This window comes from Nocardia sp. NPDC051030 (assembly GCF_040683015.1).
In the GTDB taxonomy this organism is placed as follows: domain Bacteria; phylum Actinomycetota; class Actinomycetes; order Mycobacteriales; family Mycobacteriaceae; genus Nocardia.
Genome location: NZ_JBFBCD010000002.1, coordinates 165,420 through 186,748 on the forward strand (window position 1 = coordinate 165,420; position 21,329 = coordinate 186,748).

At 67.2% G+C, this 21,329-nt stretch carries 17 protein-coding genes and 1 riboswitch; of the genes, 8 read left to right on the top strand and 9 right to left on the bottom strand.

Translation table 11 applies throughout. The features are described from left to right. Positions 1-400: 400 nt before the first annotated feature. From AB0N05_RS05275 to cofC, 3 genes are all read right to left on the bottom strand, one after another. The gene (locus AB0N05_RS05275; protein WP_364687826.1) at positions 401-1,357 is read right to left on the bottom strand and encodes a bifunctional NUDIX hydrolase/histidine phosphatase family protein; all 957 of its coding nucleotides are present in this window, start codon (positions 1,355-1,357) and stop codon (positions 401-403) included. Further along, the gene (locus tag AB0N05_RS05280) at positions 1,354-3,585 is read right to left on the bottom strand and encodes an RNA degradosome polyphosphate kinase (RefSeq protein WP_364687828.1); all 2,232 of its coding nucleotides are present in this window, start codon (positions 3,583-3,585) and stop codon (positions 1,354-1,356) included. Before AB0N05_RS05280 ends, AB0N05_RS05275 begins: the two co-directional genes overlap by 4 nt. Positions 3,586-3,647: 62 nt before the next feature. After that, positions 3,648-4,349, bottom strand: a complete 702-nt coding sequence (gene cofC / locus AB0N05_RS05285; RefSeq protein ID WP_364687830.1) for a 2-phospho-L-lactate guanylyltransferase — start codon at positions 4,347-4,349, stop codon at positions 3,648-3,650. A 160-nt stretch (positions 4,350-4,509) separates the two neighbouring features. On the opposite strand from cofC, the gene AB0N05_RS05290 reads away from it, so the two are divergent. Beyond that, positions 4,510-5,505: an NAD(P)H-dependent glycerol-3-phosphate dehydrogenase gene (locus AB0N05_RS05290; RefSeq protein WP_364687832.1), complete on the top strand. Its 996-nt coding sequence runs from the start codon at positions 4,510-4,512 to the stop codon at positions 5,503-5,505. Positions 5,506-5,548: 43 nt separating this feature from the next. Continuing rightward, the gene (locus AB0N05_RS05295; RefSeq protein WP_364687834.1) at positions 5,549-6,646 is read left to right on the top strand and encodes a D-alanine--D-alanine ligase family protein; all 1,098 of its coding nucleotides are present in this window, start codon (positions 5,549-5,551) and stop codon (positions 6,644-6,646) included. A 120-nt stretch (positions 6,647-6,766) separates the two neighbouring features. Here AB0N05_RS05295 and AB0N05_RS05300 read toward each other — a convergent pair whose 3' ends face one another. After that, entirely contained in the window at positions 6,767-7,492 is a 726-nt protein-coding gene (locus tag AB0N05_RS05300) for a DUF3515 domain-containing protein (protein WP_364687836.1), read from the bottom strand. A gap of 143 nt (positions 7,493-7,635) precedes the next feature. On the opposite strand from AB0N05_RS05300, the gene AB0N05_RS05305 reads away from it, so the two are divergent. From AB0N05_RS05305 to AB0N05_RS05315, 3 genes are read left to right on the top strand one after another with little or no spacing between them, the layout of a single operon-like run. After that, on the top strand, positions 7,636-8,694 hold the full coding sequence (locus AB0N05_RS05305) for a thiamine-phosphate kinase (RefSeq protein ID WP_364689500.1): 1,059 nt from the start codon (positions 7,636-7,638) through the stop codon (positions 8,692-8,694). A gap of 48 nt (positions 8,695-8,742) precedes the next feature. Then, entirely contained in the window at positions 8,743-9,420 is a 678-nt protein-coding gene (locus AB0N05_RS05310) for a uracil-DNA glycosylase (RefSeq protein WP_364687839.1), read from the top strand. 35 nt (positions 9,421-9,455) lie between these two features. After that, positions 9,456-9,716, top strand: a complete 261-nt coding sequence (locus tag AB0N05_RS05315) for a hypothetical protein (protein WP_364687841.1) — start codon at positions 9,456-9,458, stop codon at positions 9,714-9,716. Here AB0N05_RS05315 and AB0N05_RS05320 read toward each other — a convergent pair whose 3' ends face one another. After that, complete coding sequence (locus AB0N05_RS05320) at positions 9,717-10,217, bottom strand: GNAT family N-acetyltransferase (protein WP_364687843.1); 501 nt, start codon at positions 10,215-10,217, stop codon at positions 9,717-9,719. It lies immediately after the preceding gene. Between the two features lie 82 nt (positions 10,218-10,299). Beyond that, on the bottom strand, positions 10,300-10,491 hold the full coding sequence (gene rpmB / locus AB0N05_RS05325) for a 50S ribosomal protein L28 (protein ID WP_039799620.1): 192 nt from the start codon (positions 10,489-10,491) through the stop codon (positions 10,300-10,302). A gap of 327 nt (positions 10,492-10,818) precedes the next feature. Between rpmB and AB0N05_RS05330 the strand changes: the two genes are divergently transcribed. Then, entirely contained in the window at positions 10,819-12,756 is a 1,938-nt protein-coding gene (locus AB0N05_RS05330) for a DAK2 domain-containing protein (RefSeq protein WP_364687845.1), read from the top strand. Continuing rightward, on the top strand, positions 12,757-15,033 hold the full coding sequence (gene recG, locus AB0N05_RS05335; protein ID WP_364687847.1) for an ATP-dependent DNA helicase RecG: 2,277 nt from the start codon (positions 12,757-12,759) through the stop codon (positions 15,031-15,033). It abuts the gene before it with no gap. A gap of 245 nt (positions 15,034-15,278) precedes the next feature. Here recG and AB0N05_RS05340 read toward each other — a convergent pair whose 3' ends face one another. Further along, on the bottom strand, positions 15,279-16,700 hold the full coding sequence (locus tag AB0N05_RS05340; protein ID WP_364687849.1) for a short-chain fatty acyl-CoA regulator family protein: 1,422 nt from the start codon (positions 16,698-16,700) through the stop codon (positions 15,279-15,281). Between the two features lie 360 nt (positions 16,701-17,060). Between AB0N05_RS05340 and AB0N05_RS05345 the strand changes: the two genes are divergently transcribed. Next, entirely contained in the window at positions 17,061-17,966 is a 906-nt protein-coding gene (locus AB0N05_RS05345) for a helix-turn-helix domain-containing protein (protein ID WP_364687851.1), read from the top strand. On the opposite strand, the gene AB0N05_RS05350 is transcribed toward AB0N05_RS05345, so the two are convergent. Further along, a complete protein-coding gene (locus AB0N05_RS05350) occupies positions 17,955-18,140 on the bottom strand; it encodes a DUF1737 domain-containing protein (RefSeq protein ID WP_364687853.1) in 186 nt (61 codons plus the stop codon). The genes AB0N05_RS05345 and AB0N05_RS05350 overlap by 12 nt on opposite strands. A 308-nt stretch (positions 18,141-18,448) precedes the next feature. Beyond that, positions 18,449-20,713, bottom strand: coding sequence for a 5-methyltetrahydropteroyltriglutamate--homocysteine S-methyltransferase (metE, locus tag AB0N05_RS05355; RefSeq protein ID WP_364687855.1), 2,265 nt, complete (start codon positions 20,711-20,713; stop codon positions 18,449-18,451). A 146-nt stretch (positions 20,714-20,859) separates the two neighbouring features. Beyond that, positions 20,860-21,042, bottom strand: a riboswitch (cobalamin riboswitch). Positions 21,043-21,329: the final 287 nt, after the last annotated feature.

Below are 21,329 nucleotides of genomic sequence, written 5' to 3' on the forward strand. Positions count from 1 at the left end.
TACTGCCCGTCGCTGACGGGCTCGATAAGCCCGTCAGCGACGGGTTTTCGACGCAGGACGACATGTGAGACGGCCCGGCATCGCCGGGCCGTTTCGCATTTCTGTGTACGAGATTGCTCTCAAAGACGCGGCGGGTAAGCCACTGTCGCGCAAAGTTACAGCCGTGCAAGTTATGCCGCGGGGCCGGAAATGCCTTTGCGACCGGGGAATCCGCCGGAATGGCCCGAAAAACCCTACGCGCCGGTAGATCCCGCGCCCCGGCCGAATCCGCCCTGCGACCGGCCGAATCCCCGCAATGGCCCGAAAAACCCTACGCGCCGGTAGAACCCGCGTCCGGGCGGGGAATCCCCCTACGACCGGCCGGATGTCGCCCCAGCGGCCTTGTGGGCCGCCGAAATCGCTAGTGCTGGACGTCGGTCGGGTTCAGTGCCCGGTCGAGATGGTCCGCGGCGATCAAGCGCCCTTTATGGAAAGACAGCGACCACACGCTGCCCTTGCGATTGCGAGCCGCCGGTAAGGCCACGCCGTCCTCGGCCGCCCAGGCGCCGACCAGGTCCGGAATCACCTTGCCCTGGCTGCAAATCACCCGCACCGAGTGTTCGGAGACCAGGTCGCGGGCGCGTTCGGCGGCCGCGTCGGGCGCTGTGGCGTAACCGGATTCGGAGAACAACGGCTCCAATTCGATATCCACGCCGAGGATTTCCGCCAGCGGAGTAACGGTTTGGACACAGCGCAGCGGTGGGGCCGAGACGATTTCGGCCGCGCCGAAGGCCGCCAGATTCGGTGCGAGCAGGCGAGCCTGTGCGCGACCGGCCTTTTCGAGCGGCCGCTCGTCGTCCTCGCCGGTGAATCGGTCCCGGCGGCCCGCCTTGGCGTGCCGCACCAGCAGCAGGGTGGCCGTATCGGCCGGTAGGCGAAGGAAATTCCGGATGATGTGCCGGTCCATGGGGTAGGACAGCGCATCCATGATGTCCTCGGCGCGATGCCAGTGCAGCACGTCGACCTCGGAATTGGATTCGAAGTCCCCGTCGACCACCTTGGCGGCCCAGTAGTCCACCCGCTTGAGCTTGCGGTGCCCCGGGATCGGATAGGTGACCCGGCCGAGATAACGCCCCAGGCGCGAATTCAGGCCGGTTTCCTCGGTCACCTCGCGCAGGGCCGCGAGCACCGGCGTCTCACCGGCATCCAATTTGCCCTTGGGTAGGGACCAGTCGTCGTATTTGGGGCGGTGCACCAGAGCCATCTCGACGGCCCCGGCGGCCGTCTGACGCCACAGCACGGCCCCCGCGGCAAGGATATTGGCTTTCACCGGTGGATCGGCGTACCAGGCGGCGGGGTCGGAATTCGTTCTGCTCACGGGCGGTCCGGTCGTCGCAGTCGCATCAGGTATTCCTGGTGGTCGCGAATCTCTTCGCCCGCGACCTCGGGATCCGGCTGAGCCTGCCAGCCGCCGTCGGGCCGCAGCACCCAGCAGCGGGTGGTGGGGTTGAGGGCGGAGTCGAGCATCTGCCCGAGCTGACCGGACAGCTTCGGATCCTTGACTTGCGCCAGCACTTCCACGCGCCGATCAAGATTGCGGTGCATCATATCGGCGCTGCCGATCCAGTACTGGTCCTGCGCCTGGAAGTGCAGCACCCGCGAATGCTCCAGATAGCGGCCGAGAATCGAACGCACCGTGATGTTCTCGCTCATGCCCGGTACTCCGGGGCGCAGGCCGCAGATGCCGCGGACCACGATCTCCACCGGCACGCCCGCCTGTGAGGCGCGGTAGAGCGCGTCGATGACCTGTTCGTCCACGATGGCGTTGGCCTTGAGCCGGATTCGGGCCGGTACGCCCTCGGCGGCCAGTTCGATCTCGCGCTGGATGCGTTCGACGATTCCCGCGCGCACGCCGGTCGGGGCGACCAGCAGGTTGCGGTAGTTGGCCTTTCGCGAATACCCGGTCAGCGAGTTGAACAGGTCGGTCAGGTCCGCGCCGATCTCCGGTGCGGCGGTGAGCAATCCGACGTCCTCGTACAGTCGCGCGGTCTTCGGATTGTAATTACCGGTGCCGATGTGGCAGTAGCGACGGATGGTGGCTCCCTCGCGGCGCACCACCAGGCAGGTCTTGCAATGCGTCTTCAGCCCGACCAGGCCGTAGACCACGTGCACGCCCGCCTGTTCCAGTGCGCGTGCCCATTTGATGTTGGCCTGCTCGTCGAAGCGGGCCTTGATCTCGACCAGTGCGACGACCTGCTTACCGGCCTCCGCGGCGTCGATGAGCGCGTTCACGATGGGGGAATCGCCGGAGGTGCGGTACAGGGTCTGCTTGATGGCCAGCACCTGCGGGTCGGCGGCGGCCTGTTCGATGAAGCGCTGCACGCTGGTGGAGAACGAGTCGTACGGGTGATGCACCAGCACGTCGCCCTCGCGCAGAGCGGCGAAAACGTTTCGGGGCGTTTCCCGTTCGCCGAAGGCGGGCGGGGTGGCGGGCACGTAGGGGGCGTCCTTGAGATTGGGCCGGTCCACGCCGTACACCTGCCACAGGCAGGACAGGTCGAGCAGGCCGGGCACCTGGATCACGTCGCCCGGATCCACATCCAGTTCGCGCAGCAGCAGATCGAGCATGTGCTCGGTCATATCGTCGGAGACTTCCAGGCGCACCGGGGATCCGAAGCGGCGGCGGGCGAGTTCGCGCTCGAGGGCCTGCAGCAGGTCCTCGTCGCGATCCTCCTCGACCTCGAGGTCGGCATTGCGGGTGATGCGGAACGAATGGTGTTCCACCACTTCCATTCCCGGGAAGAGTTGATCGAGGTGAGCGGCGATCAATTCTTCCATCGGCAGGAAGGCGGCCAGGCTGGAGCTTTGTGCCACAGTGTTTTCCCGCCCGGCGGCGGCCGATTCGCGATTGGCGGCGGCCTGCTCGCGGGCGGTGGGGGTGCGGCGCACGCGCACGAAGCGGTCCACATTGTCGGGCACCTTGACGCGGGCGAAATGCTCGCCGCCGGTGACCGAATCCTTCACTGTCACGGCCAGATTCAGGCTCAGGCCGCTGATATAGGGGAACGGGTGCGCGGGGTCCACGGCCAGCGGGGTCAGCACCGGGAAGACCTGGTCCTGGAAGTACCCGGACATGCGCTGCTTCTCGCCGTCGTCGAGTTCGTTCCAGCGCGTGATCGCGATGGCCTCATCGGTGAGCGCGGGCAGCACCTGGTCGAGGAAGACGCGCGCGTGCCGTTCGGCGATCTCCTGGGTGCGGGCGGCGATCATCTCCAGCTGCTCGGTAGGAGAGAGTCCGTCGGAGGAGCGCACCGACAATCCGGTTTCGGCGCGGCGCTTCAATCCGGCGACGCGGACCATATAGAACTCATCGAGATTCGACGCGAAAATGGCGAGGAATTTCGCCCGCTCGAGAAGTGGCTGTGAAGTGTCCTCGGCGAGCGCGAGAACGCGCGCATTGAAATCCAGCCAGCTCAGTTCCCGGTTGACATAGCGGTCCCGGGGCAGCGGTGTCGCCGTGGTGGGCGGTGGGGTTGCCGCGGGCGGAGCCGCCGGTAGTAGCGGCGGTTGCTTGACGGTATCCGTATCGCTCACTCTCACGATCATTCCTTATGTCGCGGGTGGGGTGCCCTTCTGACACCGTCCATTGCAGCGCATATCACGCCACGTCAACACCTCGATGACTCGCTGCGGTGCACTTGTTTCGTTGCCTGACACGCCCGCGACACGCCGATTTCACCGAGCAGCGTGGCGGTTGCTGTGCCGACCCCGAGCAGGCAGGCGCGGTCGAGATCGGCGGCGGTATCGACGTCCTGGCGCAGGCCCGGCCACTCGCCGAGCAGTTCCACCGCGCCCGCCCCGATATGGCGGCGGGCCGAATCCGGGCCGAACATGGGGTTCAGCTCGCCGTCACGGACCAGCAGGGCGACGGTGCCGCTGCCCTCGTGATCGGCCACCACCGAACGCGGATGCGTCGCGGCGGACAGCAACTCGCCCAATTCCTGTGGGCGCAAGGCGGGAAGATCGGCTTGCAGGGCAAGCAGACCGACGGGGCCGTGCAGGCGGCGCACCGCCTCCGCGCCCGCCGCCAGCGCGGCATTCAGGCCGCCGAGGCGATGGACGGCGGCCTGCGGCGGGGGTTCGGGATGCACGAACGCGCCCAGTTCCCGGACCCGCTCGCTGACCATCGGATCGGGCGTCACCACCGTCACCGAGGCGATGCCCTCGGTGGCGACCGTGACCGCCACCGTGTCGGAGAGCATGGCCAGCACCAGTCGCGGCCGGTCGGGGGAGGGCAATCGGTCGGAGAGCCGGCTCTTGGCGAGCGCGAGGCTCTTCACCGCGAACACGGCGTGCACGGGCGAGCGCATGCCCGAATCCTCCCACTCCGAAGTGACGGGCGTGTGTGCGGCGTCGAGTCAGGTAGGGGAGACGCGCCGGGGGAGCGCGGGCGATGTGGGTAGGTCCGCGTTCGGTACCAGGCACGCAGTGCTCGGCGTGGTGTCTTCGGAGTCCGCATATATTGATCAGATGGCAAGGGTTGCAGTACTGGGAGCGGGGTCCTGGGGGACCGCGTTCGCGAAGGTGTTGGCGGAGGCCGGAACCGAGGTCACCATGTGGGCCCGGCGACCGGAGGTGGCGAAGGTGCTGGCCACCGAGCATCGGAATCCCTGGTATCTGCCGGATGTGGATCTACCGCCGATCAATGCGACCCACGATCCGGCGATCGCCTTGGCGGGGGCCGAGATTGTGGTGCTGGCGGTGCCGTCGCAGTCGCTGCGGGTGAATCTCGCGGACTGGAAGGACATCATTCCCGGCGATGCGACGCTGCTGAGCCTGGCCAAGGGCATCGAGACCGGCACTCTGCTGCGGATGAGCCAGGTGATCACGGAGGTCAGCGGGGCGGATCCGAACCGGGTCGCGGTGCTGTCCGGTCCGAACCTGGCGCACGAGATCGTCGCCCAGCAGCCCGCCGCGACCGTGGTGGCCTGCGCCGATACCGCGCGCGCCGAGGCGGTGCAGCAGGCCTGTGCCACCGGCTATTTCCGGCCGTACACCAATAGCGATGTGATCGGCGCGGAAATCGGCGGGGCCTGCAAGAACGTCATCGCGCTCGCCTGCGGCATCGCCTCCGGAATGGGGTTGGGCGACAACTCGGTTGCCAGCCTGATCACACGCGGGCTGGCCGAGATCATCCGGCTCGGGGTCGCGGTGGGCGCGGAACCGGTCACCTTCGCGGGGCTGGCGGGGGTCGGCGATCTGGTCGCCACCTGCACGTCTCCGAATTCGCGCAATCGGTCCTTCGGATATGCGCTGGGCGCGGGCGGGACCATGGAATCCGCGCAGCAGGCCACCAATGGCCAGGTCGTCGAGGGTGTGAAGTCCTGCACTTCGGTGCGGGCGCTGGCCGAGCGGCACGGAGTGGAGATGCCACTGACCAATGTGGTGCACCAGGTCTGCCATGAAGGACTGTCCGCGGACGAGGCGGTCGGTTGGTTGCTGGGGCGGCGGCTCAAGTCGGAGTGACCGCGTAACCGGATCGCCATGCCCGCCCGATATGGTTCCGGGCATGACCAACAGGATCCGGGTGGCGGTGGTGTTCGGCGGGCGCAGCAATGAGCACGGCGTTTCGTGTGTTTCTGCGCGCACTGTGCTCGGCAGCCTCGATCCCGAACGGTACGAGGCGGTTCCGATCGGAATCACCCGCGACGGCACCTGGGTGCTCAGCGGAGATCCACGCGAACTCGCCCGTGACGCCCGGGAACTACCGTCGGTGGTCGTCGGCACCGGCACCGAGCTGGTCCTTGCCGCCGACCCCTCGCGGGCGGGCAGCCTGGTGCCGCTCGACAGTGCGGACGCCTTGCTCGGCAGCGTCGACGTGGTGTTCCCGGTGCTGCACGGTCCCTTCGGCGAGGACGGCACCCTGCAGGGGCTCCTCGAACTCGCCGGTGTGCCGTACGTCGGTCCGGGCGTGCTGGCCAGCGCCGCCGGAATGGACAAGGAGTTCACCAAGAAACTCCTTGCCGCCGAAGGACTTCCGATCGGATTCCAGGTGGTGTTGCGGCCCGGCGTCGCGACCCTCGGCGACGCGGACCGTGACCGCCTCGGACTGCCGGTGTTCGTGAAGCCCGCCCGCGGCGGATCCTCCATCGGCATCACCAAGGTCGACAAGTGGGAAGACCTGGACGCCGCCATTGTCACTGCGCGCCTGCATGATCCGAAGGTGATCATCGAGGCCGGGATCGTGGGCCGCGAAGTCGAATGTGGCGTACTGGAATTCCCGGACGGGCGGGTGGAAGCCAGTGTGGTGGCGGAGATCCGGATGCCGGAGGAGACGCCCGAAGGACCCGAGTTCTACGACTTCGACACCAAATACCTCGACGATGTGTGCGAGTTCGACGTGCCCGCCAAGCTGGACGACGCTGTGTCGCAGCAGGTTCGGGAGATGGCGGTCGAGGCCTTCCGCGCGCTCGACTGCCAGGGCCTGGCCCGCGTCGACTTCTTCGTGACGGCGGACGGCCCGGTCATCAACGAGGTCAACACCATGCCCGGATTCACCTCCATCTCCATGTACCCGCGCATGTGGGAGGCCACCGGCATCGACAATGCTGCGCTGGTCTCCACGCTCATCGAGACCGCGCTGGCCCGGGGCACCGGCCTGCGCTGATCCTCCGCACGGCCGATCGACAGCTGCAGGGCTTGTCGACAGCTGCAGGGGTTGTAAGGCCTGCAGCTGCCGACAAGCCCTGCAACTAGCGGGATGCGCCGAGGGCCCTGCGCGCCTACGTCAGTTGGGCAGCGGGTTCGGGTCGAGTGCCTTCTCCGGCATCGCCTTCTTGATGGCGTCCGAAACCTCTTGCAGCGGGGTCGGTCCCGCATTGTCGGGCATGGTGAGGGCGATATACGTGCCGCGGTCCACGGCCCACCAGGTGCCGGAGGCCGCACCGCTGGTCGTATCGCGCACATCGAACCAGCTGACGCCGTTCACGACCTGCAAGGGTGAGGCGCGGTTGAACTCCATCGGACGGTCCAGGCCACAGCGCAGCACGATGGCGTCGCCGCCGTCGGGCAGCTGCCAGGCCTTGGCCCCGTCCGGGGCGGGCTGGCGCAGTTCGGAATTCGTGTAGTCGCCGAGCTTCGCGGGCAGTTCGGGCAGCAGGGCAGTGCACTCCGGACCCTTCGCCGCCGGAGCCTGCACCGCGCCGAGCGTGAGTGCCTCACGCGCCGGATTCCGGTTCGCCATCACACCCATGACGAGCACGCCGACCACGAGCGCGATCGGCAGCGCGACAGCGGTTGCGATGAGCGCGGGGGAGCGGCGCGGGGAGTAATCCTCGTCATCGTCGGCAGCGGATTCCGAGGCCTCGGCCGCATCGGCCTTCTCCTCGTCGGCCTTCGCGGTGTCGGCTTCCGGGCTCGCATCGTCGGCGGCTTCCGGGATCTTCGCCGGGTCGGCCTGCTCGTCATCGCGCTGCGGAGCGTTCGATTCGCTGTCGCGGGTGTCGTTGCTCATCCGGTCGTGGGTCCCCGATCGTGCCGGGCCGGGCACGCACGTCCTTGTTGTGCACTGCCCGGCTGGTGGTCGTCGATTGCGGATTCGAGGGTACCGTTCTCGGGTCCGCCGTCCGCATCACACTCACCGCCTAGGAGATCGTCATCACCGCCAGCCGGGGTTCGGGCCCGTCTCAGGTTCAGCACGTCGTCACTGTGCGCGAGCTGGGCGAGTTCGCGCTGATCGAGCGCATCAATGCCGGGCGTAAGCAAGCGCCGGGCGTGCTGCTCGGACCGGGCGACGATGCCGCGGTGGTGGCCGCGCCCGAGGGGCGGTTCGTGGTGACGACCGACATGCTGGTGCAGGATCGGCATTTCCGGCTCGACTGGTCGAGTGCGCAGGACATCGGGCGCAAGGCGATCGCGCAGAATGCCGCGGATGTGGTGGCCATGGGGGCGACGCCGAGTGCGTTCGTGGTGTCGCTGGGGTGTCCTTCGGAGACGTCGGTCGAATTCGTGCAGGCGCTCGCGGACGGCATGTGGGCCGAGGCGGAGCGTGCGGGGGCTTCGATCGCGGGTGGGGATATGGTGCGTAGCCCCTTCCTGGTGATCTCGGTGACGGCGTTCGGGGATCCGCGCCGGATGTTGATCACGCGCTCGGGTGCGCGGGCCGGTGATGTGGTGGCGGTGGCCGGGCGGCTGGGCTGGTCCGGTGCGGGCCTGGCAGTGCTCTCCGCTGGAGCGGGTACCGGGCCGCTCGCTGGGGAAGATACTGGGCCGTCGACCGGGGCTGATCTCGGGCAATTCGCCGGGCCTGATGCCGGGCTGTTCGCGGAGGTGGTTGCCGCGCACAAGGTTCCGCAGCCGCCATACGCGGCGGTGCTGGAGCTGCCGGATACGGCGGAGATCACCGCGCTCACCGATGTGTCCGACGGGCTTCTCGCCGATCTCGGACATATCGCCCAATCTTCCGGTGTCGCCATCGATCTCGACTCCGCGGCACTGCATGATCCGGCCCTCGAACCGGTCGCGAAGGCCCTCGATGCAAGCCCTCTCGACTGGATTCTTTCCGGCGGCGAGGACCATGCCTTCGCGGCCACTTTCGCCGATTCGGGTGATTTGCCGCAGGGTTGGGTACCCATCGGACGGGTTGTCACCGGGTCGGGCGTGACCGTGGACGGCCTGCCCCGAACCGGACCTACCGGTTGGGAATCCTTCGCATAGGGTAGGCGGCCTTCCGCGGTGAAACTGGCCACGATATCTTTTCCCGACATGGGCACCAAACCACTGTCGGAAGTCATCGATACAGGCTGGGCCGAGGCGCTCGAGCCGGTGGCCGACCGCATCGCGGAGATGGGTGAATTCCTCCGAGACGAAAACAATGCCGGGCGTGGCTATCTCCCCAAGGGGGAGAATGTGCTGCGCGCCTTCCAACGCCCGTTCGACAAGGTGCGGGTGCTGATCGTCGGCCAGGATCCGTATCCGACGCCGGGGCATGCCATGGGGCTGAGTTTCTCGGTCGAGCCGGATGTTTCGCCGGTGCCGCGCAGCCTGGGCAATATCTTCTCGGAGTACACCAAGGATCTGGAGTTCCCGACGCCGTCCTGTGGCGATTTGTCGCCTTGGTCGGATCAGGGTGTGCTCATGCTGAACCGAGTCCTCACCGTGCAGCCGGGCCAGGCGGCCTCGCATCGCGGTAAGGGCTGGGAAGCGGTGACCGAGCAGGCGATTCGCGCTCTCGTGGCCCGTGACCAGCCAATGGTTGCCGTGCTGTGGGGGCGTGACGCGGCCTCGCTCAAGCCGATGCTGGGGTCCACCCCGTACATCGAATCCGCCCATCCCTCACCATTGTCGGCGTCGCGCGGGTTCTTCGGATCTCGCCCGTTCTCACGCGTCAACGAATTGTTGGTTACATTGGGTGCCGCGCCGGTGGACTGGCGTCTGCCCTAAGCGCGAATCCGTTGATCCGATTCAGGAGCATGTGAATGCAGAACAAGACTGCCCGTGGTGTTTTCGTCGCTCTCGCGGTGGGAGCGGCGTTCGCCGCCGCACCCGTCGCGAACGCCGAGCCGCTGACGCTGGAGCCCTTCACCAACGCCGCGACGTCGACCGACGAGGCCACTCCCGTGGCGAGCTTGTTCGACACCAATAGCGCGACCACCATGTCGTCCCAGGTGACCTCGCGCATTGCCTGCCTGCCGATGACGATCAGCCAGAACCTGGACTGCTTCACCGGCGACCGGTAATTACGGCGCGCTGTTCAGACGGCGCACCATTCGCACTTCGATTGCCGGAGTGAAGGCTTCGACTCGGCGTTCACCGTCGAGTTCGAAGCCGTATTTGGTGTAGAAGGCCCGGGCGCGCGGATTCTCCTCGAATACCCACAGCGAGGTGTCCGCGTTCTCGGGCAGCACCGTTTTCATCAGATCGTGGGCGACGCCGGTGCCGTACCAGGCGGACCGCACATACAGGGCGTTGAGTTCGTACGCGGCCACCGGTGATTCGTCCAGGGGCGTGCCGCCGCTGGCGAATCCGATCACGACACCCTCGCTGACGGCGACCACCGTCCGGCCCGGATACCGGACGCGATTGCGTTCCCACTGCTCGGCTCGACGGTCGACGTCGAACGCCTCGAGCACATGCGCGGGCACCAGATCCCGATACGCCTCACGCCAGCATTCGATATGGCATTCGGCCAGACTCCGGGTGTGCTCCGCCCCGAGCGGAACCACCGACCATTCACTCATTCCCGCCCCTTACGCTCCCGGATACAACAAGAACCCCGGCCACCCATTGTGGGTGCCGGGGTTCTTGTTCGAAAGCTGAAAATCAGCCGCGGGCGACCTTGCCGGCCTTGAGGCAGGAGGTGCACACGTTCATGCGGCGAGTGTTGCCGGGGGCAACCTGTGCGCGCACGGTCTGGATGTTCGGGTTCCAGCGACGGTTGGTGCGCCGGTGCGAGTGCGAAACCGACTTACCGAAGCCGGGGCCCTTGGCGCAAACGTCGCAGACGGCAGCCATAGTCGCGAGCTCCTTCATGTCATGTAGGGACGCGCTGCAACATGCAGCATGTCCGGAAATCTAATGTCTGGGATGTGCCCGCCGGAGAAGCACCAGCGAACGCGAGCGGATTTCCTGAGTGGACAGGACCGATGCCCGCGTGAGGCAACCGGACCAGAGTAGCCAACCCACGCGGGACGTGTCCAATTGCCCCCCTGTTCGCCGCCGTCCGGCCCGAGTGCGAACGGCAGGTGACGGCGGAGTGTCGGTAATCCCGACTAGGCTGGCGGCCGGGGATTTACTGGCTGTGAAGTGGCATGAACGACGTGTGGTGGAAGGACGGTGACGGTGCCCGCGGAACGGGACGCGCTCGACGGTACTGCCCTGCTGCGCTGGGGCCACCTGACCCTGGCCGCCCTGGACCGCCACCGTGACGAGATCAACGCCCTCAACGTCTTCCCGGTCCCCGACTCGGACACCGGCACCAACCTCCTCGCCACTATGCGCGCCGCCATACAGGCCGCCCAGGTGGAGGCTGCCCGGCCACCGGCTGATCGGCCCGCTACGGCCGAGACTTTGCCGGTGCAGGCCGCCGATCCGGCGACTTCCCGGCAGCCCGCGGGCGGAACCGGGGCCGACCGCGACGTCGCAACCAGTGATCGCGCGGCCAGTGCTGCGGGCGAGCGCGATCTCGCTGAGGCGGATTCGGTTGAGATGGGTGGGCGGCCTTCCTCACCCCGCCGGAACACATCGGTGCACGCTGCCGATTCGGCCATAACTCGGGCTGCGGAAGCGCAGCTGGCGGGTGCGGGGCTGTCGGCGCGGACGATCGCGGGTGCGATGGCGCGGGCGGCGACCGTCGGGGCGCGCGGGAATTCGGGGATCATCCTGTCGCAGGTGCTGCGCGGGGTGGCCGAGGCGGTGTGGGATGGGCCACTCACCGAGGAATCGCTGCGGGAGGCGCTGCGGCGGGCCGCGCAGTTGGTGCGGGAGGCGCTCAGCTCTCCGGTCGAAGGGACCATGCTCACGGTGCTGGATCGGGCTGCCGAGCGGGCTGCCGATTGCCCGGAACGCTCGTTGAGCGCTGTGGCGCTCGCGGCTGCCGATGGGGCGGCGAAGGCTTTGGGTGAGACTCCTGCGCAATTGGGTGTGCTGCGTGAAGCGGGAGTAGTGGATGCGGGCGCGCGCGGGTTGCTGGTGCTCTTGGATGAGCTGGTTGTCGTCACCGGCGGCGAGGCGTTGACGCGGCCGCCCTATGTGCGCGGCGCTCCGGGCGCGAGCGAGCGCCTTCGTCCCGCCGGTGTGGCACGCGGCGGGTCGGGGTTGTCCGCCGCCTTGGGTGCGGCTGCGGCCGGGGCGGATTCGCATGCGGGTGATGTCTCCGCGTTCTCACCGCAATATGAGGTGATGTTCCTGTTGTCCGGTGCGGACGATCCGCGGGTGGGGGAGTTGCGGGATCGGCTCGGCGAGCTGGGCGATTCGGTCGTCGTCGTGGGGAACGGGGAAGGGATGTGGTCGGCGCACGTGCATTGCGCGGATGCCGGGGCGGCGGTCGAGGCCGGTATCGCGGCGGGGGCGCTGAGCGGGATTCGGATCGAGACGCTGGCTGTTTCGGCGCATGCGCAGGACGGTCCGGTGGATCGCGGGATTCTGGCGGTGGCGTCGGGCGCGGGTGCGGTGCGGTTGTTCGAGGACTCGGGGGCGGCCGTGCTCGAAGGGGAAGTGACGGCGGAGTCGTTGCTGTCGGGGATTCAGCGGATGCCGCAGCGGGAGGTGCTGGTGCTGCCGAATGGCGCATTGCCCGCGCATGAGTTGGTCGCGGTGAGTGTGGCTGCGCGCGATGGGCATCGGGAGGTGCTCATGTTGCCGAGCGGGTCGATGGTGCAGGGGCTGGCGGCATTGTCCATGCATGATGAGGGGCGGATCGCGGTGGACGATGCGTTCGCCATGTCCGAGGCGGCGGCCGGAACTCGTTGGGGGGCTTTGCGAGTCGCGCCGGAGCGGGCATTGACCATAGTCGGTATGTGTGAGGCGGGGGATGGGCTGGGCCTGGTGGGGCACGATGTGGTGGTGATCGATTCGGATGTGCGGGCCGCGGGGCGGACGCTGCTGGACCGAATGCTCGGGCTCGGTGGGGAATTGGTGACCATGCTTATCGGTGCGGATGCGCCGGAAGGACTTTCGACGGAATTGACCGAACATATTGCCGCCGCCTTCCCCGGCGTGGAGGTGGTGACCTATCCCGGCGGGCAAGCCCGGGACCTGGTGCAGATCGGGGTGGAATAGATGGCGACACTGGGTGATCGGCTCGATCACGTACTCGGGGTGAAGGCGGCCGAACCACTGGCCGAGGCCTTCGATATGAATACGGTCGAGGACCTGCTGCGGCATTACCCGCTGCGCTACGCCACCCAGGGGCAGCCCCTCACCGAGGAGGCTCCGGAGGAAGGCCAGCACATCACCGTGATGGGCCGGGTCACCAAAACCGAACTGCGGCCCATGAAGAACCGGCGCGGCAGCCTGTTGAAGGTGAACCTGGACACCGGCTCCGCCAAGCCGATCGAGATCACCTTCTTCAATGGCGACAAGGTGCGCTATCTGGTGAAGGAGGGCGTGCGGGCCATGATGTCGGGCACCGTGCATTGGTGGCGTCCGGACCGCTGGAATCTCTCGCACCCGGATTACCTGATCCTGCCGGACAAAGAGGACGGCTCGATCGAGAACCTCACCTCGGTGCGCGGCGGCGGCGCACTGCGCGGCCTCGCGAACAGCGCCAAAGGCGCAGGCGGCGTGGATGTCTCGTTCTTCGAACGCGAATTCATCCCGGTCTACCCCGCCACCGCGAAGGTGCAGAGCTGGGACCTGCTGCGCTGCGTGCGCCAGGTACTCGACCAACTGGACCCCATCGATGACCCGCTCCCCGAAGACCTGCGCGCCGAACACGCCCTGGTCCCCATCTCCGACGCCCTGCGCCTGATCCACCTACCCGAACACAAGGCCGATATCGAAGAGGCCAGGGGCCGCCTGCGTTTCGACGAGGCCCTGGCCCTGCAACTGGTGCTGGCCGAACGGCGCCACCAGACCGAGGGACGCACCGCCAAACCTTCCCCGCCGCGCCCCGATGGCATTGCCGCCGCCTTCGACAAACGCCTCCCCTTCGAATTGACCGAAGGCCAGCGCACCGTCATCGACGAGATCAGCGCGGACCTGTCCCGCAGCCACCCCATGCACCGCCTCCTGCAAGGCGAGGTCGGCTCCGGCAAAACCATCGTGGCCCTGCACGCCATGCTCCAGGTGATCGACAATGGCCAGCAGTGCGCCCTGCTGGCCCCCACGGAAGTCCTTGCCGCCCAGCACTTCCGGTCACTCAGGAACATGCTCGGCGATCTCGGATCCGCCGGTGAACTCGGTGCCGCCGACAATGCCACCAAGGTGGTCCTGGTAACCGGCTCCATGTCGGCGGGCCAGAAGAAGGCCGCCCTCCTGGACGCGGTCACCGGCGAGGCAGGCCTCGTGATCGGCACCCACGCCCTCATTCAAGACAATGTCGACTTCTTCGACCTCGGCATGGTCGTAGTCGACGAACAACACCGCTTCGGCGTAGAACAACGAGATGCCCTGCGCGCCAAGGCAACCAATGGCATCAGCCCCCACCTACTCGTCATGACCGCCACCCCCATCCCCCGCACCATCGCCATGACCACCCTCGGCGACCTGGAAACCTCGGTCCTCACCCAACTCCCGCGCGGCCGCTCCCCGATCACCTCGAAGGTGGTGCCCGCCAAGGTGAAACCCTCCTGGGTGGAGCGCGCCTGGGAACGCATCCACGAGGAAGTCGAAGCGGGCCGCCAGGCCTACGTCGTGTGCTCCCGCATCGGCGACGAGGACGAGAACGGCAAGGGAAAAGGCAAGGGCAAGAAGGCGAAACCCGAAGAGGAGAAGGAAGGCCCCACCACACACTCGGCGGTGGACATCTTCGAAATGCTGAGCACCGGCCCCCTGAAAGACCTCCGCGTGGGCCTCCTGCACGGCCGCCTCCCGTCGGATGAAAAGGACCGCGTCATGCGGGCTTTCAACGATGCGGAGATCGACGTCCTGGTCTGCACCACGGTCGTCGAGGTAGGCGTAGACGTCCCCAACGCCACCGTCATGGCCATAGTCGACGCCGACCGCTTCGGCGTCAGCCAACTCCACCAACTCCGAGGCCGCGTAGGCCGAGGCAAACACGCAGGCCTCTGCCTCCTGATCACCGAAACCAACCCGGTGGGCACCGCCATGGCCCGCCTGGAAGCAGTCTCAGGCACCACCGACGGCTTCGAACTGGCCGTCCTGGACCTCCGCCAACGCCGCGAGGGCGACGTCCTGGGCTCGGCTCAATCCGGAACGGCCCGAAGCCTCCGCCTCCTCTCACTACTGGACGATCTCGATGTCATCACCGCCGCCCAGCAATTGGCGCGCGAGGTAGTGGAGTCCGACCCCGGCCTCGAAAACCACCCCGGCCTGGCCAGCATGATGCACGCCGCAGTAGATGGCGAACGCTTGGAGTACTTGGCCAAGTCCTAACGCCGCAAAGCCGCTGGCCCACCCGGCAGGCCGGTGAAACACGTTCAGGGGGACATGAGGCTGGTCGATTCGGACAAATCCCCGGCTCATGTCCCCCTCGGCGAAAATCTGCCGCTGCGCCGACCCGCGCTCGGGCGTGCCGGGCCCGGGACGTCTCGAGGCTTGTTCTTTCTTCTCTTCTTCTTTGTTCTTGCTTGTCCAGGCGTCTTTGTCTCTTGTCTTTAATCTCTTGCCCTACAACACAATCACCGCGGCACACGCGGATACGGCAAGTCCGTACTAGTGTTCTCCGTGATCGCCAACGGCCGCCCGATCTGCGGAAACGCCCGTTGCGCACAATTGGGCCGCTCACACACCTTGCACCCCGCGCCGATCGGAATCGCGGCAGTCGGGTCGTCCAGGTGGAGCCCCTTGGAGTACACAAGCCGGTCCGCGTATTCGATATCGCACCCCAGCCCGATGGCGAATTCCTTGCCCGCCGTGCCGAATCCGGTGGTGGTGGGGGTGGTGGTCCGGGAGATCCACAGATAGCGGCGGCCGTCGGGCATCGACGCTATCTGGGTGAGCATGCGGCCCGGATGGGCGAAGGCCTCATGGACTACCCACAGGGGGCAGCTGCCGCCTACTCGGGAGAAGTGGAACGCCGTGGCGGACTGGCGTTTCGAGATATTGCCCGCGCGGTCGGTGCGGATGAGGAAGAAGGGGACGCCGCGTTGGCCTTGGCGTTGCAGGGTGCTCAGGCGGTGGCAGACGGTTTCGAAGCCGACCTCGAAACGTAGGCTGAGCAGGTCGATGTCGTAGCGTAGCTCTTCCGCGGAGCGCAGGAACTTGCTGTACGGGAGGATCAGCGCCCCGGCGAAATAGTTGGCCAGGCCGATGCGGGCCAGGGTGCGGGATTCGCCGCCTAGCGAGGGGGTTTCGTCCAGCACCTCGTCGAGTAGGTTGCCGTGCAGCAGGAAGGCGAGGGTGGTGGCGATCTGGAAGGCGCGCTGTCCGGGCCGTAACCGTCTGGCCAGGGTGAGGGTGCGGGTTTCCGGTTCGTAGTGGCGCTTGGGGATATTCGGGTCGGCCCCGTCGCCGCGCACCAGGACGGTGACTCCGGCGCGTTCCTCGGCGACACGCGCCAGCTGGCGATCGAGTGAGCCGATGGTGAGGCCGCTGTCCTCGAACAATCGTTCCGCCGCGAGATCCAGTTGGGCGATGTGATTGTGATGGTCGTAGAAGAAGTCGCGCACATCCTCGTACGGCATCGGCACCCCGGGCGCACCGGTCGGGGTGGCCACCTTGGAGGACAGCAGATCCAACTGGTCGGTCGCCGCGCGTAGTCGGCGGTGCATGGCCACAACGATTTTCGCGACCTCCGGCATTCGGGTGGCCAGGTCTTCGACCTCCGCGACCGGCGCGGCATTGCCGCCCGCGGCTTCCACCAGGATCTCGTGGAGGTCGGACACCAGGCGGGCATCGGAGTCGGCCGCGAAGAACTGGACATCGAGGTCGAACGTCGAGTTCAGTTTGAGCAGCACGGGAATCGTCAGCGGCCGCTGATCTCGCTCCAGCTGGTTGAGGTAGCTGGGGGACAAGTCCAGGGATTTGGCCAAGGCCGCCTGGGTCATCCGCCGTTCCTCGCGCAACCGCCGTAGTCGGGCACCCGCATACATCTTGCGCACAGTGCGTGATGGTACCGATCTGGCTTCGCAAACATCGCAATATTCGTGGGACTCGCCGGATTTAGTGCAATCTATGAGCGTGTTGGCCGTTTCGGTCTCGCTGCGTAGCATGCGAATTCGGCGCTTCGGGCGGTTCGGCGGGACGGGCTCATCGTACGCGGGCATGGCCGGGACCGCGGCCGAACCGAGTTCGGAAAGTTTGCCGAAATAGGTCTCGGTGGCTGGGCAATCGATGAACTTGGAGTTCGCCGACCGACCCGATGAACGCCGTGGCCGGTTGCCCCGCCCGGGTCCTCGGTGCGATTATTCGTATCGAATAATCCGGCTATTCGCATTGAAGGCTCAGGCTAGGAGACAGGCGTGCCGGCTGGCAAGACCCGGACCACCGACAGCTCACCGCCCACCCAGCGGGTGATCTCCATTGTCGAACTGCTCGCGGCGCATGACACCGCGCTCACCGCCGCCGAGATCGCCGACAGCCTGGAGCTGAACCGCTCCACCGCCGGGGCCATCCTGGCGGCGCTCACCGAACGCGGCTGGGTGCTGCGACTGCCCGATCTCAGCTACGAACTCGGCCCGGCCCTCGGCGTCATCGGTGCGCGCGTCGCGGGCACACACGGTGATCGAGCCTGGCTGGGCGACGAATTGGAGCTGCTCGCCGCCCGCGTCGACTGCGGTGCCGCGCTCACCGCCCTCAGCGGCGAGTACCTGGAATTCGTCGCCGTCACCCGCGATCAGCTCACCGCGGGCATGGAAGCCGGAGCCCGCATCCCCCTGCTCGCCCCCGCCGGGGCGGCGCTCATCGCCCACTCAGGCACTGCCCGCCAACAGGATTGGCTGAACACCCGCGGCCCCGAACGGCGTGACGAATTCCGCGCCGTCCTCACCACCCTGCGCGATACCGGCTACTGCGCCTGGCGCCTGGAACCTGACAGCCTCCCCACCATGCGCGTCTTCTCCGAGGTCGCCGAACACCTGGCCGAACACCCCGCCAGCAAGGAACTACGCGGCCGCGTCCTGGCCCAACTGGCCACCGTCATCGGCATCGCCTACGACCAGACAACCCTGGAAAAAGACATCCCACTCCCGCTCAGCTATATGAGCACCCCGGTCTTCGACGCCGACGGCCACGCCGTCCTCGAACTCCAGATCGGCCCCCTCCGCCCCGACGTCACCCGATCCGAACGCCGTTCCTACCTAACGGAGCTGACCACCGCAGCCCGCCGCATCAGCGAGGGCCTCGACGGCAGCCACCTACTCGCCTGAGCCTGGCCCCCAGACCAGGGCTTGCGCGGCGATTACGGTCGAGCCGTTGAACGTCACAGACGGTGAACCGTAGAGCTGGTATCCCTGATCGAGCAGGCCGCTGATGCGTTCGCAGAAGGTGGCGTCGTCAGGGCCCGTGATGAGGCGATAGCGCAGCGGCTGCTCGTCGGTCATGCGTCCAGCGTAGGGCGGTGGGCGCGGCGAGCGGGCTCATGCCTCGGTTCTGCGGCGGGGAGAAGCGCTGGCGTTCCGGGATCGGCTGGGGAGCGGGCGGATTCAGGGGCACCGGCGGCTTCAGCGGACTGATCCTGCTCGACCGGCAACACAACTCGCGCTCGTCTTCCTCCGCGATGTCTTCGACTCCGCCATGGAACGCGCCGGACTCGAAATCCTTCGCCGCATGTCCGCCTGATCGTCGAGGGAGCTGTGGTGGCGGAGATTCGGACAATTTCCCGCCACCACAGCTCCCTCACCGGTTCAGGTCAGCGGACGGCTTGGGCGGCGGCGACCATATTGCGTAGTGACGCCTCGACTTCGGCGGGGCCGCGGGTTTTCAGGCCGCAGTCGGGGTTGACCCAGAGGCGTTCGGCGGGAACCGCTTTCAGGGCCTCGCGCAGGGAGGTGGTGATCTCGTCTACGCCTGGGACGCGGGGGGAGTGGATGTCGTAGACGCCCGGGCCCACGCCCAGTGCGAAGCCCGCCGCATTGAGGTCGTCGAGGACCTCCATATGCGAGCGGGCCGCCTCGATGGAGGTGACGTCGGCGTCGAGGTCGGCGATCGCGCCGATCACTTCGCCGAACTCCGAATAGCACAGGTGGGTGTGGATCTGGGTGGCATCGGAGACCCCGCTGGTGGCGAGGCGGAAGGAGCCGACAGCCCAATCCAGGTACGGCTGTTTGGCTTCCGCGCGCAGGGGGAGGAGTTCGCGCAGGGCGGGCTCGTCCACCTGGATGATGCGGATGCCCGCGGCCTGCAGATCCACCGTCTCGTCCCGGATGGCGAGGGCGACCTGGCGGGCGGTGTCCTCGATCGGCTGGTCGTCGCGGACGAAGGACCAGGCGAGGATGGTGACGGGACCGGTGAGCATGGCCTTGACCGGCTTATCGGTCAGCGACTGGGCGTAGCCGACCCACTCCACCGTCATCGGATTCGGCCGCGCCACATCGCCGTACAGGATCGGCGGGCGGACGCAGCGGGTGCCGTAGGACTGCACCCAGCCATTGGCGGTGGCGAAGAAGCCGTCCAGTTGTTCGGCGAAGTACTGCACCATGTCATTGCGTTCCGGCTCGCCGTGCACCAGCACATCGAGGCCCAGCTTCTCCTGCAGCGCAATCACTTCGGCGATCTCGGCGCGCATCCGGTCGTCGTATTGCGCGGCCGTGATATCGCCCTTGACCAGTGCCGCGCGATCCCTGCGAATGGCGGGAGTCTGCGGATAGGAGCCGATGGTGGTGGTCGGCAGCAGCGGCAGCGGCAGTCGTTCCTGTTGCAGCACACGGCGTTCCGCGGCGGGCAGGCGGTGGGTGGCGTCCTCGCCCAGCGCGGCCAGGCGGGCGTGCACGGTGTCATTGCGCAGCCGGGCATCGGTGGCCCGGGTCGCGAGTGCCGCACGGGCGGTGGCCAATTCGTCGGCGACCGCGTCGGTGCCCTCGTTCAGCGCGGTGGCGAGCACCCGCACCTCGACCACCTTCTCGACCCCGAAGGCGAGCCAGGACCGCAACGTCGGCTCCACCGCGGCCTCGGCATCGAGCGAATACGGCACGTGCAGCAGCGAACTGGAGGTCGACACCGCGAGCGCGCCGGTGCCCCCGAGCAGCGTGCCCAGGGTGCTCAGCGCGTGATCGAGGTCGGTCCGCCACACATTGCGGCCGTCCACCACGCCCGCCACGACGAGCTTGTTCGCCAGCGCGGGGACCGCGGCGACCTCATCGACCGTCGTTCCGGCCGTGAAGTCCAGCGCCACACCCTCGATCGCGGTGGAAGCCAGCACCGGCAGCGCCGCCCCCGGCCGCCCGAAGTAGGTGGCGACCAGAATGGCGGGTCGGTCCGTGGCCGCCGACAGTTCGCCGTACACCTGCTCGGCCAGCGTCAACTCGACCTCGGTGAGATCGGTGACCAGCACCGGCTCATCGATCTGCACCCACTGCGCGCCCGCTTCGGCCAACTGCCGCAACAGTTCCCGATACAGCGGCAGCAGTTCGTTCAGGCGGCGCAGCGGATTGCGCTCGGCGGCATCCTTGGCCAGCTTCAGGAAGGTGAGCGGGCCGATGACCACGGGACGCGCGGGCACCCCGAGACTGATCGCCTCACGCAGTTCGCCGAGCAGTTTCGAGGAGTCCAGCGTGAACTCGGTGTCCGGACCCAGCTCCGGCACCAGATAGTGATAGTTGGTGTCGAACCACTTCGTCATTTCCAGCGGTTCGACGGTGTCCGTGCCGCGGGCGGCCGCGAAATAGCGGTCCAGCGGATCGGCGATTCCGGCCACCCGGGACGGCAGCGCGCCGAACATGGCCGCGGTATCGAGCATCTGGTCGTAATGGGAGAAGGTGCCGACGGGCACCGAATCCAATCCGGCCGCCGCGAGCGCGGTCAGGTGTGCGATGCGCAGATCCCGGCCGATGGCATGCAGCTCATCGGCGCCGATGCGGCCCGCCCAGTAGGACTCGATGGCGCGCTTGAGTTCGCGCTTCGGGCCGATGCGGGGAATGCCCAGCACGGTTGCGGTGAAGGGGGAAAGGTTTGTCACGGCTGTGCTCCAGTTTTCCGAACTCCACTGGCCGCCGCCCACCGGTGAACGGAGACAGGGCAGCCCGGGCTCACCGCATCCACGGTACGCAGGAACACGCCTCTGGTCCCGTCCACCCAATCCACGAGGCGGAGACCGCCGGATACGGCGTACCCGGCGCATTCGGCAGGTATTCGGACTCGCGGGCTCCGGCCTGATCGGCCGACCTACTGGCCGTCGCTTCCCAGGCTCATGCCCAGTGCTGATGACGGCGGTCGTTCCTGCTTACCGCTGCGGGACAGTTCCGGATTTCCACCGGATTCCCTCTCACCGGAGCGCGCATCACTGCGTGGACCGGCTTCGACGCACGGCGCGAAATCCAGGACGGGCATCACGCCGGGCGAACCGACTGCATGGGTGAGCATATCGGCATACCGGATCCGGTCCGCCCGCGCGGGAGTGGTCGATATGACCGCTTAGCAAGTCGGCGAATGCGATGCCCAGGTCGCGGCCCTCCTCACCGAAGCACATGTGACCAGGTGATGAACACAAATTCGCAAGGAGCGGGGGTGTGACTGTGAAGATTGCTGCGAACCCGACTTCGATGCCCGTTCTGTATCCGGGGGCAGGTACCTTA